The following is a 16,392-nucleotide window of genomic DNA, read 5'->3' on the forward strand; positions in this document are numbered from 1 at the left end:
TGCTTTCATAAGGTCTGTGTTCCAAACCGATGAAGCTATTTAACCACAACACATTCCCCGTGGCAACCTAATATTTGACTATTATAGCTAGTGTCAATAGTTTCTTGCTCTAAAATCGTATAAATCGACGTCATTTTAATGTTACGAAACAGTCAATTAGGACAATAAACAAAACGGCGCATTTTTTTGTATTCAAGCGCTAAATGCCGGGGCGAATCCCCCGGCGCGTTTAAGTTTAACGAGGAGAAACTGTCACAGTGCCGCTGCGATCGCTGGCAATGATGACGCGTTGACCTGCGCTGAAACGGGTTGGCCCTTGCGCCTGCACGACAACAATGCTGCTGCCATCATCACGACGAATTTCCAGTTGTACACCTTCACTGCGGTTCATGGCGCTTTGTATGCCCTGACCCGCCACACCACCGGCAACGGCACCACCTGCTGTCGCCAGGCTGTTACCTCGGCCTCCGCCGATTGTATTACCCAAGAAGCCCCCGACTACGGCCCCGCCAATAGCACCCGCTACATTATTTTCACTGCCACCTTGAATGGTGACCGGACGTGCGGAAACTACGGTGCCATAAGTGACGGTTTGTACCTGCCGTGCCTGAGCGGCGGTAAAGGTATCACCCGACGCGGTTCTGTTGTTGGCGCATCCACTTAATACAGTCGCCGCGAGTGCTACGGCAATGATCATTTTATTCATAATTAACCCCTAATTATCAGTATAAGTCAGACGTCAGCTAACAATCACTAAAGCCATATCCCCGTCATACTTCAAGCTACATGTGCGTTAGCTACGTTCAATCACCCGAATCACTTACAACACCGTAAGCTCATCGGGACTCACTCACTTGCCGCCTTCCTGCAACTCGAATTATTTAGGGTATAGATAGCTGTTAACAATGACTATAGCGTGATAATGATTCATTTGAGGAGATAAATAATAAGCGCCTATAGAGATAGGCGAGTTCCTGCTGACTTTTCATGTTACCGTCATGGCTAATTACCGCCCATTTATATCTTCAGGAATGTTGTCTTGTTACGCTCGATGATTTCAACCAAGATTTTCCGCCTCGACTTAGGTCGCTTAATCCTTATTCTGGCTGTCATGAGCGCCTTTGTGACGCTGGCAAACAGTTTCTATGCGAGTTATCGGGTTCAACGGCAGCTATTGATCGATAATACACTGGAAGCTAACCGTGTTTATGCCGCTAAGCTGGCGTCCAGTACGGAGATTTTTCTGCGGAGTGCACAAAAGCAGCTTCACTACAGCAGCATGATCGCCGCAAAGCATTTTGACGATCAGGCCATTCTGAAAGCGGAAACTGCACGGCTTAAATATCAGACGGACAGTTTTAACTCGGTGGTGATAACTGATGCCCATGGCATTATCCGCGCTACGTCGCCAGACAGCCTCCAACTCTTGGGGCACACTCTCACATCACCAGGGTCGGCGGAGGCACTCAAGCTCCGGCGCCCTATTATCAGCAAGCCATATGTATCAGCAGCTAACAATCTGGTTATCAATATATCGACACCCATTATCACGGCGGATGGACGCTATCGCGGATATATAGGTGGGACTATTTATCTGCGTAAGCAAAGTATTTTAAATGAGTTACTGGGTGAACATTACTATCGCGATGGTTCTTACATTGTGGTGCTCGACGGCGATCGGCGCATTCTTTATCACCGTGATGTTAATCGTATCGGGGAGATACTCGAGCCGAAGCCGATTACGGAGGCGGCCAAAAAAAGTGACAATGGTAGCTTGATGGTGACCAGCACCAATGGCGAATCGATGCTGGCGGGCTATGCCGTTGTGGAGCCGTCAGGTTGGGAAATTATTACCCTGCGGCCAGAATCCTCCACTTTGAAGCCGCTGGAAGGGTTGATGTTGAAAGGGCTAGGGCACATTGCGCCGCTGGCGTTACTCACATTGTTGGGCGTTTGGTTATTATCGCGCTTAATTGCTCGCCCGCTGTGGTTACTGGCAGGCAGCGCCAATGATATGGATAAGCCGGATATTGCCAGTAGCATCAAAGAAATTCCCTCATGGTATTTCGAGGCGACGCAGCTTAAACGGGCCTTGTTGATAGGCATCAGTCTATTGCAAAAGAAAATAGGCAAATTGAGGTTCGAAGCGCATACCGACCCCATGACTGGCCTGTATAACCGGCGCGGGCTGGCGACGACGCTTGAGCCTATCGCCCAGCTCGGGCAGCATTTTTCTGTCATTGCACTGGATATTGACCACTTTAAATCAATTAATGACTCTTATGGTCATGATGTCGGTGATGAGGTTATCAAGCAATTGGCAATACAAATTCGTGATAGCTCCCGTGACAGCGATATTCTGTGCCGCAGTGGCGGTGAAGAGTTTCTGATGTTGCTGCCGGGTACTGTGCCGGATGTTGCTATACAGGTTGCTAACCGGCTGCGGCACAATGTAGAAATGATGGTGATGCCGGGCATCCGACCTATCACGATTTCATTGGGGGTAGCATTCTGGAATGGGGTCGGGACACCAGAGGATGCGCTGAAGCGGGCGGATGAAGCTTTATACCGAGCGAAGCAGCAGGGCCGCAATTGGGTAGAAGTAGCCTAGAAATCACCTAACAAAAAAGGCGCGCTCCGTGTGGAGTACGCCTTTTTAAACAACAACTTAACTGACTAGTATCAGTTCATGCCGTATTTTTTCAATTTCTTACGCAGCGTGCCACGGTTAATGCCCATCATCAGGGCAGCACGGGTTTGGTTGCCACGGGTGTATTGCATCACCATGTCCAACAATGGCTGTTCAACTTCAGCCAGTACCAACTCATACAGGTCACTCACATCCTGACCATTCAGTTGAGCAAAATAGTTCTTCAGTGCTTGTTTTACCGAGTCACGCAAAGGCTTTTGAGTCACCTGATCTTGTGAGTTTACGGTTGCAACGGTCAGTACGTCAGAATTTACGCGTTGTTCGAACATAGTTCTGTCAGCTCTTTTTTCTGTTTACGCAAGATTTTCGAAATATGCCTCCAACGCCTCCAGCTGTTCGCTGGCATCCTCAATGGCGTTGAATGTGCGCCGAAACTGGTCGTTAGGGGCGTGCTCCTGGAGATACCAAGAGACGTGCTTACGTGCAATACGAAATCCCTTGCCTGGACCATAAAAGTCGTGCAATTCCCGTATATGCCCGTTTAACAAGCGCTGCACTTCGCCAAGTGGCATCGGTGGCAGCAGCTCCCCAGTGTCCAGGTAATGCTGGATTTCCCGGAAGATCCAAGGTCTTCCCTGAGCGGCACGTCCTATCATCAGGGCATCAGCCCCAGTGTAGTCCAGTACCGCTCTGGCTTTATGCGGGTCAGTGATGTCACCATTCGCGATAACGGGAATGGAAACAATCTGCTTAACTGCCCGAATGCTGTCGTATTCCGCCTCGCCATTAAACAAACAAGAACGGGTTCGGCCATGAATCGTCAGGGCTTGTATACCACAGTTTTCGGCCAATTGGGCAATTTCTATACAGTTACGGTGTTCGGTCGACCAACCCGTCCGGATCTTCAACGTTACTGGGACATCTACCGCGTTAACGACTGCGGAGAGGATCTGTTTGACCAATTCAGGATGCTGCAATAATGCGGATCCTGCCAGTTTGCGATTCACTTTCTTGGCCGGACATCCCATATTGATGTCGATGATTTGTGCACCATTCGCCACATTGATTTGGGCGGCTGCTGCCATCTCATCCGGGTCATTACCAGCAATCTGCACGGCACGAATCCCCGGCTCATCACTATGAACCATGCGCAAACGCGACTTATCCGTCCGCCATACCTCTGGATTAGAGGAGAGCATTTCAGATACAGCCATCCCAGCCCCCATACCATGACATAGCGCTCTGAATGGGCGATCTGTGATGCCCGCCATCGGGGCGGCAATCAGGCAATTTGTAAGCTGGATGTGTCCAATACGCATAGACAAAGAATGACCACACTGTGTCCGTAAGGGCGCGTATATTACGCATTTTTGCGCTCAGATGAAAGGCCAAACTTTGACCAATTGATGAAAAAAGCGCGATAAATTGCAGACTAATCTTGGATAATTAATTATTTATTCATATATAACATTAGGTTAAGTTAATATGATTAATTTGTGCGCTTTAGTTTTTTCTACTAAACAACATAATTTTCGACTAGTTATGCAACATGGTTAAGGTTGATAATGCTGATTTATTCATCAAATCAATGATAAAGAACAGATATAAATGAGTCAGACATCTCATTTCAGTTAAAAAAAGTGCTTGATGGATTGCTAGCTGCTACCAGGAAATGCTAGTGCATTCTGCGAATTTGGCGTTACAACCGTGAGTGTTGCAACGCCTACAACATGGATAGCTATTATTGGCGGAGTCGCTATGACTTCTTGATACCGGTGATGCGGCACCACTCTTCTTTTTCAGCCACTGGGTCGAGAGCGAATTTATCCTCGTAAGCTTGTGCGACACTCTCTGCCTGTGTTGCCAGCACACCTGACAAGCCAAGATGGCCGCCCGCAACCGGCAAAACACTAATCAACGGCGCGAGTTCCCGTAATGGGCCTGCCAGGATATTGGCGACTACCACGTCAGCGGATAAGTCGGCTGGCTGATCTTTGGCAAGATACAGCTCCAAACGCTCTGAAACGCCGTTACGCTGCGCGTTATCACGACTGGCCTGAATGGCTTGCGGATCAATATCAATGCCAATAGCGCGCTTAGCACCGAGTTTTAGAGCTGCAATCGCCAGGATGCCGGAGCCGCAACCGAAATCGATAACGGTTTTATCCTGTAGGTTGAGGCTATCGAGCCATTGCAGACACAATGCGGTCGTCGGGTGAGTACCGGTACCAAATGCCAAACCGGGGTCGAGCATCACGTTCACGGCTGTTGGGTCGGGCACATCACGCCAGCTAGGGCAAATCCACAGGCGCTCACCAAAACGCATTGGGTGGAAATTATCCATCCATTCACGTTCCCAATCTTTATCTTCCAACTGCTCAATCTTATGGATGAAACCTTGACCGAGTTGCGGGTTATATTCCAGCGTAGCGACCACTTCCGCCATATCGGTTTCTGCATCATACAGGCCAATTACGTCGGTATCGCCCCACAGGCGGGTTTCCCCCGGCAGTGGCTCAAACACCGGATTATCGTGGGTATCCTGGAAGGTCACAGAGACCGCGCCACTTTCTATTAGGACATCACCAAGAGATTCGGCCTGGTTACCGGTGGTGTTTAGTTTTAGTTGGATCCAAGGCATAGCTTTCTCTTCCAAAACCGATCTTCAACTGAGGTCTCACGATCGGTTTTTATCAATAGGGTTTCGGTAAATAATACCTGCAAATAGTCATTTATTCAGTGCTGGCAACCACGGGCTGTTGCGCTCGTGCCCTGTCGCCAAACTGATTCCCGATATAGAACGCCAGCAGGTTAAGCGCCAGCGAGGGCACGATTGGGTGCAGGCCGGCTATCTTAATATCGAAGCTGGCCAGTACTGTATAGCATACCGCGCCGACAATCATTGAGCTAAGGGCACCGTGGGCATTGGCGCGCTCCCAGTATAACCCCAGCACCAATGGCCAGAGGAATACCGCCTCCAGACCGCCAAAGGCCAATAGATTCAGCCAGATAATCATTTCGGGTGGCCGCCAGGCGGCAAGTAGCAATAATAGCCCGAGGATCAGTGTCGACATGCTGGAAATACGCGCTAACTTACGTTCATTCTTCAGCTCTTCCGGCCGCAGATTGAGGTATAAATCTTTCACAATAGTCGCGGAGGATTGCAGTAACTGGGCATTGATGGTCGACATTATCGCCGCCATCGGTGCGGCCAGAAAGATCCCAGCGGCAAAGGGCGGGAGCACGGTGATCATCAGTGTGGGGATCACTTGATCCGGGATCTTCAGATCCGGCAGGATCGCCCGGCCTAATGCACCGGCCAGATGCATACCGAACATCAAGATAGCCACCACAATGGTGCCGAGGATTATGCCGCGATGCACGGCTTTACTATCACGATACGAAATACAACGCACGGCGGTATGCGGCAGACCTATCACCCCAAAGCACACCAGGATCCAGAATGATGCCATAAACGGCAAGTCGAGGATTTGATCGCCACCCTGAGGGGAGACCAGCGCCGGATCAATATGCTGTAGAGTCTCGACGGCTTTGTGCAGCCCACCTGCGGCATGGATAACCGCCACCAACAGTAAAATGGTACCGACCAACATCACCATGCCTTGTAAGGCATCATTCAGCACGCTGGCGCGGAAACCACCAAAAGAGGTATATAGCGCGATACTGATACCGAAAATCAATAAGCCAGTGTCATAAGGGATGCCCGCTGCGGTTTCCAACAAGCGCGCGCCACCGATAAACTGCACCGTCATGGCCCCGACAAACGCCACCAACAAACTGATGCTGGCCAACCACACTAATAGGCGGCTTTGATAACGGGCATACAGCATGTCGTTGAGGGTCACGGCATTATAACGGCGCGCTAGAATGGCAAATTTCTTACCCAATACTCCCAGAGACAGCCACACCGCGGGCAATTGAATCATTGCCAATAACACCCAGCCCAGGCCGTATTTATAAGCGGCACCCGGCCCGCCAATAAATGAACTGGCACTGATATAAGTGGCGGTCAAGGTCATTGCCAGGACAAATCCGCCCATCGAACGGTTGCCGATGAAGTATTCGTTAAGAAAATTCCCGGTTTTACGGCGGGTATAAGCATAAACGGATAAGCCGAATACCATGGCCAGATAGCCCACTAATGGCAGAATGACATCAGTTTGCATTGTCATCCTCCAGCGAGATATCACGGAAGACGAAACGCACCATTAGCCAGCACAGCACAATAAACAGCAGTGGCAATGCAATACAAGCCGCTTCAAACCAAGCTGGCAGGCCGCTTATACCGGGGATATTGCCCGGTAAATAAGCCGTTATTATCCACCCAGCCAGATAAGCCAGGGTTAAGCCAAAGGCCCAGCGCGCTTCTTTATTGGCTTGTAGGAATCTTGTATCCATATTTTCTCCAATCCCCTTCATACTTGGCGCTACAGCGTTGTTAGCTGCTCTCGCCTACCCGAATCACTTACTTATGTAAGCTCATCGGGATAAGCTCATTTGCAGCCTAGCTGTAGCACCAATTACTTTGGGTCATTTCTCTTTAGCGCTACAGCGTTGTTAGTCAGCAGGTTGTAATGCCCATGATTTTGGGTATAAAAGCATAAACAAAGCTTAAAAAGAAAAAAGGCCGATGATTAACCGGCCTTGATATAAAAGGTAAAGCGCATGAAAGGCGAAAAAATTAGGTTTCTTGCAACCCGAGTTTTTTCTCCAGATAGTGAATATTGGTGCCACCGTGCTGGAAGTTCTCGTCGTTCATGATGCGCTGCTGTAACTCAACGTTGGTCTTGATGCCATCGATAATGAGTTCTGCCAGCGCATTTTTCATACGGGCAATCGCCACATCACGGTTTTCACCGTAAGTGATCAGCTTACCGATCATGGAGTCATAATATGGTGGCACGGTATAACCGGCGTAAATATGAGACTCCCAACGCACCCCAAAACCGCCCGGCGCATGGAAACGGGTAATTTTACCCGGGCTCGGCAGGAAGGTATTCGGATCTTCGGCGTTGATACGGCACTCTACTGCGTGGCCGTGGACTTTCACTTCATCTTGTTTGATGGAGAGAGGTTGGCCCGCAGCGATCCGCAGCTGTTCTTTGATCAAATCGACACCGGTGATCATTTCGGTAACCGGGTGCTCAACCTGAATACGGGTGTTCATTTCGATGAAATAGAACTCGCCGTTTTCATACAGGAACTCGAAAGTCCCCGCACCACGATAGCCGATTTCCACACAGGCTTTCGCGCAGCGTTCACCGATATGACGGCGCATTTCGCTGGTGATACCTGGCGCTGGTGCCTCTTCAACCACTTTCTGGTGGCGGCGCTGCATAGAACAGTCGCGTTCAGCCAGATAGATAGCATTACCCTGACCGTCAGCCAAAATCTGAATTTCGATATGGCGTGGATTTTCCAGGTATTTTTCCATATAAACCATGTCGTTATTGAAAGCCGCTTTGGCTTCCGCACGGGTCATGTTAATGGATTGCTCCAGATCTTTGTCGTGACGAACCACACGCATACCACGACCACCACCACCGCCTGATGCCTTGATAATGACCGGATAACCGATTCGTTTGGCAAAGGCTTTATTCTTGGCGGTATCGTCATCCAGTGGGCCATCAGAGCCAGGTACACAAGGTACGCCAGCTTTCTTCATGGCATTTATTGCAGAAACCTTGTCACCCATCAGGCGAATGGTTTCGGCACGTGGGCCGATGAAGATGAAACCTGAACGTTCTACCTGTTCGGCAAAATCAGCATTTTCAGACAAGAAACCATAGCCGGGGTGAATAGCCACCGCGCCAGTGATCTCAGCAGCAGAAATGATTGCCGGAATGTTCAGATAGCTTTTAACAGAAGGTGCGGGACCGATACAGACAGTCTCGTCAGCCAATAACACGTGTTTAAGATCACGGTCTGCAACAGAGTGAACTGCCACAGTTTTGATCCCCAGCTCTTTACAAGCTCGCAGGATACGCAGCGCAATCTCACCGCGGTTAGCGATTACGATTTTATCAAGCATGGAACGCCTCGTTATTCGATGACGACAAGAGGCTCGTCGAATTCAACCGGTTGACCGTTTTCAACCAGAATGGCTTTTACAGTACCGGATTTATCTGCTTCGATTTGGTTCATCATTTTCATCGCTTCAACGATGCAAAGAGTGTCACCAACAGAAACTTTCTGACCTACTTCAATGAAGGATTTAGCATCCGGGCTCGGGGTGCGGTAGAAAGTACCGACCATTGGGGAGCGCACGATATGGCCACTGATAGCAGCAGGGGCAGCGGCTTCAGCAGGTGCTGGAGCGACGGCAGCGGCCAGAGCAGGTTGTTGCTGTGGAGCAGCAAAAGCATACGGCTGTTGCATCATTGGGTAGTTTGGTGCGGCAGGAGCACGACTGATGCGTACTGACTCTTCGCCTTCTGAGATTTCCAGCTCTGAAATGCCGGATTCTTCAACCAGTTCGATCAGTTTCTTAATCTTACGAATATCCATGAGTGTGATTCCGTACTCTTTGTGTGTTGCAATTATACCCATCTGTTTCGGGTCTAGTTGGATTTTGACAAGCGATTTACCGCTGCCTGTAAAGCAAAGTTGTAGCCATCTGCGCCAAGTCCACAGATTACGCCAACCGCGATATCAGAGAGATATGAATGATGACGGAAAGGCTCCCGGGCATGCACATTAGACAAGTGGACCTCGATAAACGGGATCTGCACACCTAACAATGCATCGCGCAGTGCAACACTGGTATGTGTAAACGCTGCCGGGTTGATCAAGATAAAATCAGTATTACCCCGTGCCTGGTGAATTCTATCGATCAGCACATGCTCTGCATTTGACTGCAAATGGGATAGCACCACATCCATTCCCTGAGCTTGAGTCTCTAATTGGCTGACAATATCAGCCAATGTGGTGTCACCGTACTTTTCCGGTTCACGTGTTCCAAGCAGATTCAAGTTAGGGCCATTCAGAAGCAAAATGTGAAACTTATCCGACATTGTGCTGGTATCTCCGGCAATTAGTCCATCATCGTAAAAAATAACCTGATGTCACCGATTTGTCACCTTTTTACGACGAATTTGACACTGCGATCGGCATTAAGGTCGGGCATTATAATGATATCGTAGCAATTAGCAGCTAAATACTGGTCTTATCAGCGAAGATATTCAATAGAAAAAGATAATGACCAATGAAAAGTTCAGGTTTTTAGCGGCACCATTGGCGAAATTTTTTATAGCGTAGCGCCAATAATATTGCTGCTATCACCGCGTAAATAATTGGGAATGGCGATAGCGTTTTGACCGACCAAAGATAATGAATTGGTGCAAGAATGGCGACAACATACACCAAATTATGCAATTTTTGCCAGTTGGCTCCCATTTTTCGTTGCGCCCACAAGGTGGATGTCACCGCCAGTGACAGTAACAATAACCAACTTATTATGCCCAATGTCAGGTAAGGGCGGGTGACCAGCTCACGCCCCAGTAAGCCAATATTACTCAGCCCAAGTTCCAGTACCGAGTAACTGACCAAATGTAGTGTTCCCCAGGCAAAACACCATAAACCCAACAACCGGCGGCAGCGGATTAACAGCGGTTGTTTGCCATAGCGCGCCAGTGGCGTGACCAGCAGTGTCGCCAATAATAATTTTAGGGTCATTAGCCCAGTGAAATGCTGAATATCTTTAGCCGGGTCGGCACTGAACCAACCTTGATCTACAGATAAAATTAGCCACAGAAAGGGGAGTGTGGCCGCCAACCAAATAGCCACTTTTAGCCACTTAATTTGCCGTAAACTGAGCCGCATCAGAAATTCTCCCGCAGATCCAAGCCACGGTAGAGTGATGCGACTTGATCGGCATAACCGTTAAATAACAGTGTCGGCTGGCGCTGAACATCCAGGATACCGCCTGAGCCAATAAAGCGTTCGGTTGCTTGCGACCAGCGCGGATGGTCGACATGAGGGTTCACATTGGCATAAAAACCATATTCGTTGGGCGCACTCAGGTTCCAAGTGGTTGGGGGCTGGTCATGAGTCAGGCGAATATGAACAATGGATTTTATGCCTTTAAAACCGTATTTCCACGGGGTGACGAGCCTTAGCGGCGCGCCATTTTGTGGCGGCAGGGCTTTGCCATACACGCCCAGTGTCATAAAGGCCAATGGGTGCATTGCCTCATCCAGCCGCAATCCCTCGACATAAGGGTATTTCAAGCCGCCGCCAATAAAACGATCTTGCTGCCCCGGCATCTGATCCGGCGCATAAAGTGTTTGGAATGCGACATAGCGAGCATTGCTGGTGGGTTCAACCAGCTTAAGCAATTTGCCCAATTCAAACCCAATCCACGGCACCACCATTGACCAGGCTTCTACACAGCGCATCCGATAAATGCGCTCCTCTAATGGGAAGCGTTTTATCAGGTCATCAATATCGAGTGTCATGGGCTTGGCGACGTCACCGTCGATTTTTATCTGCCAGCCTTCGGTTTTCAGTGTGCCGGCATTGGCGGCAGGGTCGGCTTTATCCAAGCCGAATTCATAGAAATTATTATAGCCGGTGACTTTATCTTCCGGTGTTAGCGCCAAATCTGGGTGGTAAACCGTTGATTGAGTGAAATCCAGCGGCTTGCCAGAAGGGGCTTTGGGGCGATTATTCCCTTTAAACCATGCCAGCAAATCAGCTTGTGCAGATGTAGGCAATGCCAGTGTGGCAGCAGTAATTCCCAATGCTTGCAATACCTTACGGCGCTGATAAAAAACACTTTCTGGGGTGACATCCGCTTCGGTTAGCTTGCGTGGCGTGGCAGCATTACGCAGGGAATGGGATGAAAAGTTGCGCATAAAATGACTCCATCAAACAGGGGGAAGCATATCGACTTTATTGATATTAATCATGGCGGCTTATAGGGACAAGTGCTAGGGGGCGGAGAGAAATTTGAAAATCATTACAATACGAATAATAAGCTGGGGAGCATGCCCCCCAGTGGCGGTGAATCAGCGAACTTTTACCAAGGTTCTACCGGTAATTTCATTCGCCAATAGGCGAGCAGCGATGGTCGGGGCATCGGCGAGTGTGATAGCTTGCGAAGCTTGTTGATAGAAGCTTTCAGGCAAAATTTGCTGTAAACGTTGCCAAGCTTGCAGACGGCGATGTTGCGGTGTCATCACTGAATCCACCCCTTGCAACCGCACATTGCGCAGAATAAAGGGCATCACGGTCGTCGGGAGCGAATAGCCGCCAGCCAAACCACACGCGGCCACGGTGCCGTTGTAATTCATTTGAGCCAAGACTTTAGCCAGCAATTTGTCGCCAACAGTATCAATGGCACCCGCCCATAACTGTTTTTCCAATGGGCGGGAAGCATCAAGATAATCATTACGTGACAATACTCGATGAGCGCCGAGGCCTTTTAGATAGTCACTGTTACTGTCACGGCCAGAAATGGCGGCGATTTTATAACCCAGAGCTGCAAGTAGGGCGATTGCTGTGCTACCGACGCCACCGCTGGCCCCGGTGACCACCACTTCGCCACTTTCTGGTGTCACGCCACCTTCTTCCAGCGCCATGACACACAGCATTGCGGTAAAACCAGCCGTACCAATAATCATAGCCTTACGCGGCTCTAACCCGTCAGGCATAGGCACCAGCCAGTCGCCGTTGACACGAGCCTGCTCTGCCAATCCGCCCCAATGATTTTCCCCCACGCCCCAACCTGTCAGTAAAACCGACTGGCCGACATGAAAACGCGGATCTTCACTGCTGTGGACGGTGCCGGCAAAATCGATACCAGGTACCATGGGAAATTCACGGATAATCTTCCCTTTGCCCGTGATAGCCAGTGCATCCTTATAATTCAAGCTGGACCAATTAACATCAACGGTGACATTACCGGCTGGCAACTGTGATGGGGATATTTCGCGCACTTCTGCGGTAGTCCGGCCTTCAGTTTGCTCAAGAACAAGCGCTCGCATATAACACCTATAGATAGTATGAATGCAGAAAGGTATGGATTAAGAGTGAGCCAATATAGCGACAACATCAACCTTCTAGCCTGATCAAGAACAAAAATGAGGCCGATGATTTCGTCCGTGACTATCCTTGAAAGAGGATTTACCCGAAGTTCTGGGAAAAAGGCTGAGTTATAGGGTTCTGGTCGTATTATGAGGTAAAAAATCAGTACTATGATGGCGGTTTGTCATATAGTGTCTTCCTCGAAGGAACAGAGGCATTTTTTTCACTGAATTGCGCTTCGCAAGGTTAAAGGATGCGATTTACAACCAAACTTTCTGTGTTTATGACCTTGCTGGTCGTATTGGCTATGTGTTTAGTGTTACTGGGCAGTACGGCCAGTTTTTTCTATTTGTGTCAGAAAAAAATGGAGCATCGCCTCCAGAGCATCGTGACAGCTTATGATCAGTCATTGTTGCTGCAACCTGCTGATAAAGAACGTGAATGGCTGCCTATCATGATGCGAACGCTGGGCGTGTTGGAAGTTAGCGTCCAGAATGAAAACAGCACATTGTATCAACTAAAACTCCCCGCCATTTATGCTCCCTGGAACAGTCAAAGCCGCTACCGTAGCCTGGTGGTACCTATGTTGCATCAACCAGGGGCTTCCATGCATTTCAGCTATATTGACCCTTTAAGCAGCTATGCCCGCTCCCTTTATGCTGTCGCGATTTTGTCATTGGTGGTCGTGATTGTTGCGATGACGCTCCTGCTAAGTTTCCGTTGGCTGCGTGAGCAGACCGCAGGCCAGGAAAAACTTGAGTGGCGGGCCAAACGTATTCTGAATGGCGAACGTGAACACGCTATTCATAGCGAAGGTCATGAATGGCCACCTTGCGCCAGCCGCGCAATTGATCATCTATTGGCTGAGCTGATAGAAGTTCGGGAAGAGCGTAATCGTGTTGATACTTTGATTCGTGCTTTTGCCGCGCAGGATGCCGAAACCGGCTTCAGTAATCGCCAATTTTTTGATAATCAGTTGACGACTCAAATGGAGGAATCCGGCGCTCATGGGGTGGTTATGATGGTACAGTTGCCGGACTTTGATAGTCTAATTGAAACGGGTGATCACCAGCAGGTTCAAGAACTGATGCATTCGCTGATTAACCTGCTTTCTACCTTTGTTACTCGCAATCCTTCTGTATTATTGGCGCGTTACCATCAGAGTGACATCGCGATTTTACTGCCCCATAAAACACTAAAAGATGCTGCAGTTATGGCCGCACAATTAGTTCATGCGGTCGGGTCGTTACCCGAGCCACATGTTATTGACCGTGAGTCATTGCTGCATATTGGTATTGTGGCGTATCGCAATGGCGATTCAGCCGAACAAATAATGGATAATGCTGGACAAGCGACCAAAAATGCGGCGATGTATGGGGGGAATGGCTGGTATGTTTACGATACCAAAGTAGCTGAAAAAGGGCGTGGCAGTGTCAAATGGCGCACTTTGTTGGAACAAACACTGGCTAATGGTGGCCCACGGCTTTATCAGAAACCGGTTGTTACCGTTGATGGTAAAATTCACCATCGTGAAATAATGAGCCGCATATATGATGGTGAACAAGAATTACGGGCTGCGGAATTTACACCGCTGGTACAATTATTCGGTCTGGGTGAGCGATATGACCGTCAAAAAATTGATCGGATAATTCCTTTATTAGCTTTATGGCCGGACGAAACTCTGGCATTTTCTATCAGCGTTGATTCATTATTGCAGCGTCCTTTCCAGCGCTGGCTGCGGGATACGCTGTTGCAATGCAGAAAATCTGATCGAGAGCGAATTATCTTTGAACTTGCAGAGGCAGATGTGTGTCAATATATCAGCCAAATCCGTCCGATGATGCGTTTGTTACTCGGTGTAGGCTGCAAGGTTATGGTGTCACAGGCCGGATTGACAGTTGTCAGTACGTCATACATTAAGTCTCTCCGGGTTGAAATGATTAAACTTCATCCAGGATTAGTCAGAAGCATTAATTTACGTTATGAAAATCAGCTGTTTGTCGAAAGCCTGACCGGTGCCTGTGCGGGAACGCATGCAAAAGTTTTTGCGGCAGAAGTTCTTACCCGTGAAGAATGGCAAACGCTGAAGGAAAAGGGTGTTTACGGTGGACAGGGCAATTTTTTTGCTCCGCCAACGCTTTTAAACCCCGGAAAGAAAAAATATTCGTATTAGGGCTATGTTTAGCCTGATCGTTGAGCAAAAATTAACGTAGAATGTGTTAGTCATTTCCGTAAATCGTTGGTGGGCACTTACTTCCGACGAGAATCAGGTTAAATGTTAGATTTTATGTGCTGTGTTACGCCGGTCGTTGCGCAGATTCTGTGTTGTGTCGAGGGTTTATTCAACCTTTTCAAGCAACATGGGGGCTGAATGAAACGAGATGTCAATAACGCAGCTACTTTTTCACCGAATCAGGACGTTTTTGCGCCTTGTCGCTGCTTCGTGTGGTTGGTAAAGTAGGCGGATTTTATTTTTCGCCCCCAGCTTGCAGGATTATCCTTTCGTTATGTTTAAGAAATTTCGTGGCATGTTTTCCAACGACTTGTCCATCGACTTGGGTACCGCCAATACCCTTATATATGTTAAAGGACAAGGCATTGTACTGAATGAACCTTCAGTGGTTGCTATTCGTCAGGATCGTGCCGGTTCACCGAAGAGCGTTGCGGCTGTAGGCCATGATGCCAAACAGATGCTTGGGCGTACCCCCGGCAATATCGCAGCTATTCGCCCGATGAAAGACGGTGTTATTGCCGATTTCTTTGTCACTGAAAAAATGCTGCAACACTTTATCAAGCAAGTTCACAGCAACAGCTTTATGCGCCCAAGTCCGCGTGTATTAGTGTGCGTACCGGTCGGGGCAACTCAGGTTGAGCGCCGTGCGATCCGTGAATCAGCTCAGGGCGCAGGTGCCCGTGAAGTGTTTCTGATTGAAGAGCCTATGGCTGCGGCAATTGGTGCAGGTTTACCGGTTTCTGAAGCAACCGGTTCAATGGTTGTGGATATTGGTGGCGGTACCACAGAAGTGGCCGTTATCTCTCTGAACGGTGTGGTTTACTCTTCTTCCGTGCGTATCGGTGGTGACCGCTTTGATGAAGCTATCATTAATTATGTGCGCCGTAACTACGGTTCTCTGATTGGTGAAGCGACAGCTGAACGTATCAAGCACAGCATCGGTTCTGCCTATCCGGGTGATGAAGTTCTGGAAATTGAAGTCCGTGGCCGTAACCTTGCAGAAGGTGTGCCACGTGGCTTTACGCTAAATTCCAATGAGATCCTTGAAGCGCTGCAAGAGCCACTGACCGGTATCGTTAGTGCAGTTATGGTGGCGCTGGAACAGTGCCCACCAGAATTGGCATCTGATATCTCTGAGCGCGGTATGGTGTTGACCGGTGGTGGCGCATTGCTGCGTAACCTGGATCGCCTACTGATGGAAGAGACCGGCATCCCAGTGGTGGTGGCAGAAGATCCATTGACCTGCGTCGCTCGCGGTGGTGGTAAAGCGTTGGAAATGATCGACATGCATGGCGGCGATTTGTTCAGCGAAGAATAGTTAGCCAAAGGGAGAAGGGCCGGTCGGATAAATCTATACCCAAGGTAAAAGTCATTGGCGTTGCAGCCAGGCAAAGGAACGAATTCGGATGCGCTGACACCGGTCAGTTGTTCGAGTGAGTGAAAGCCGTGCAGAGTGCTGTAA

15 protein-coding genes are annotated in these 16,392 nt (G+C 49.1%); 3 read left to right on the top strand and 12 right to left on the bottom strand.

Annotated features, from left to right (window positions below):
- Positions 1-235: 235 nt before the first annotated feature.
- Positions 236-706, bottom strand: a complete 471-nt coding sequence (locus FTA91_RS15745) for an outer membrane lipoprotein (RefSeq protein WP_038638593.1) — start codon at positions 704-706, stop codon at positions 236-238.
- Between the two features lie 345 nt (positions 707-1,051).
- On the opposite strand from FTA91_RS15745, the gene FTA91_RS15750 reads away from it, so the two are divergent.
- The gene (locus FTA91_RS15750; RefSeq protein ID WP_050115884.1) at positions 1,052-2,611 is read left to right on the top strand and encodes a sensor domain-containing diguanylate cyclase; all 1,560 of its coding nucleotides are present in this window, start codon (positions 1,052-1,054) and stop codon (positions 2,609-2,611) included.
- Positions 2,612-2,682: 71 nt separating this feature from the next.
- Here the strand turns inward: FTA91_RS15750 and fis are convergent, their stop codons facing one another.
- From fis to acuI, 11 genes are all read right to left on the bottom strand, one after another.
- Entirely contained in the window at positions 2,683-2,979 is a 297-nt protein-coding gene (fis, locus tag FTA91_RS15755) for a DNA-binding transcriptional regulator Fis (protein ID WP_002210061.1), read from the bottom strand.
- A gap of 24 nt (positions 2,980-3,003) precedes the next feature.
- Positions 3,004-3,969: a tRNA dihydrouridine synthase DusB gene (dusB, locus tag FTA91_RS15760; protein WP_050115885.1), complete on the bottom strand. Its 966-nt coding sequence runs from the start codon at positions 3,967-3,969 to the stop codon at positions 3,004-3,006.
- 437 nt (positions 3,970-4,406) lie between these two features.
- On the bottom strand, positions 4,407-5,291 hold the full coding sequence (gene prmA, locus FTA91_RS15765; RefSeq protein WP_145583595.1) for a 50S ribosomal protein L11 methyltransferase: 885 nt from the start codon (positions 5,289-5,291) through the stop codon (positions 4,407-4,409).
- Between the two features lie 91 nt (positions 5,292-5,382).
- Entirely contained in the window at positions 5,383-6,837 is a 1,455-nt protein-coding gene (gene panF / locus FTA91_RS15770) for a sodium/pantothenate symporter (protein ID WP_050115887.1), read from the bottom strand.
- On the bottom strand, positions 6,827-7,069 hold the full coding sequence (locus tag FTA91_RS15775; protein ID WP_004392391.1) for a YhdT family protein: 243 nt from the start codon (positions 7,067-7,069) through the stop codon (positions 6,827-6,829). The genes panF and FTA91_RS15775 overlap by 11 nt, the downstream gene beginning before the upstream one ends.
- Positions 7,070-7,352: 283 nt before the next feature.
- Positions 7,353-8,702, bottom strand: coding sequence for an acetyl-CoA carboxylase biotin carboxylase subunit (gene accC, locus FTA91_RS15780; protein WP_004392390.1), 1,350 nt, complete (start codon positions 8,700-8,702; stop codon positions 7,353-7,355).
- 11 nt (positions 8,703-8,713) lie between these two features.
- Positions 8,714-9,178, bottom strand: a complete 465-nt coding sequence (gene accB, locus FTA91_RS15785) for an acetyl-CoA carboxylase biotin carboxyl carrier protein (RefSeq protein WP_004392389.1) — start codon at positions 9,176-9,178, stop codon at positions 8,714-8,716.
- Positions 9,179-9,231: 53 nt separating this feature from the next.
- Positions 9,232-9,684, bottom strand: coding sequence for a type II 3-dehydroquinate dehydratase (gene aroQ / locus FTA91_RS15790; protein ID WP_145534166.1), 453 nt, complete (start codon positions 9,682-9,684; stop codon positions 9,232-9,234).
- Positions 9,685-9,892: 208 nt separating this feature from the next.
- A complete protein-coding gene (gene msrQ, locus FTA91_RS15795) occupies positions 9,893-10,492 on the bottom strand; it encodes a protein-methionine-sulfoxide reductase heme-binding subunit MsrQ (RefSeq protein ID WP_050115891.1) in 600 nt (199 codons plus the stop codon).
- Positions 10,492-11,526, bottom strand: coding sequence for a protein-methionine-sulfoxide reductase catalytic subunit MsrP (gene msrP, locus FTA91_RS15800; RefSeq protein ID WP_050115893.1), 1,035 nt, complete (start codon positions 11,524-11,526; stop codon positions 10,492-10,494). The genes msrQ and msrP overlap by 1 nt, the downstream gene beginning before the upstream one ends.
- 153 nt (positions 11,527-11,679) lie before the next feature.
- Positions 11,680-12,657 (bottom strand): acrylyl-CoA reductase (NADPH), encoded by a 978-nt coding sequence (gene acuI, locus FTA91_RS15805; RefSeq protein WP_050115895.1) that lies wholly within the window; start codon positions 12,655-12,657, stop codon positions 11,680-11,682.
- 293 nt (positions 12,658-12,950) lie between these two features.
- On the opposite strand from acuI, the gene csrD reads away from it, so the two are divergent.
- Complete coding sequence (gene csrD / locus FTA91_RS15810) at positions 12,951-14,870, top strand: RNase E specificity factor CsrD (RefSeq protein WP_050115897.1); 1,920 nt, start codon at positions 12,951-12,953, stop codon at positions 14,868-14,870.
- A gap of 334 nt (positions 14,871-15,204) precedes the next feature.
- Positions 15,205-16,248 carry a rod shape-determining protein MreB gene (gene mreB / locus FTA91_RS15815; protein WP_002228205.1) on the top strand — a complete coding sequence of 348 codons (1,044 nt, stop codon included), beginning with the start codon at positions 15,205-15,207 and terminating at the stop codon, positions 16,246-16,248.
- The last annotated feature ends 144 nt before the right edge of the window (positions 16,249-16,392 follow it).

The sequence above is a fragment of the Yersinia thracica genome (genome assembly GCF_902170565.1).
Classification (GTDB): domain Bacteria; phylum Pseudomonadota; class Gammaproteobacteria; order Enterobacterales; family Enterobacteriaceae; genus Yersinia; species Yersinia thracica.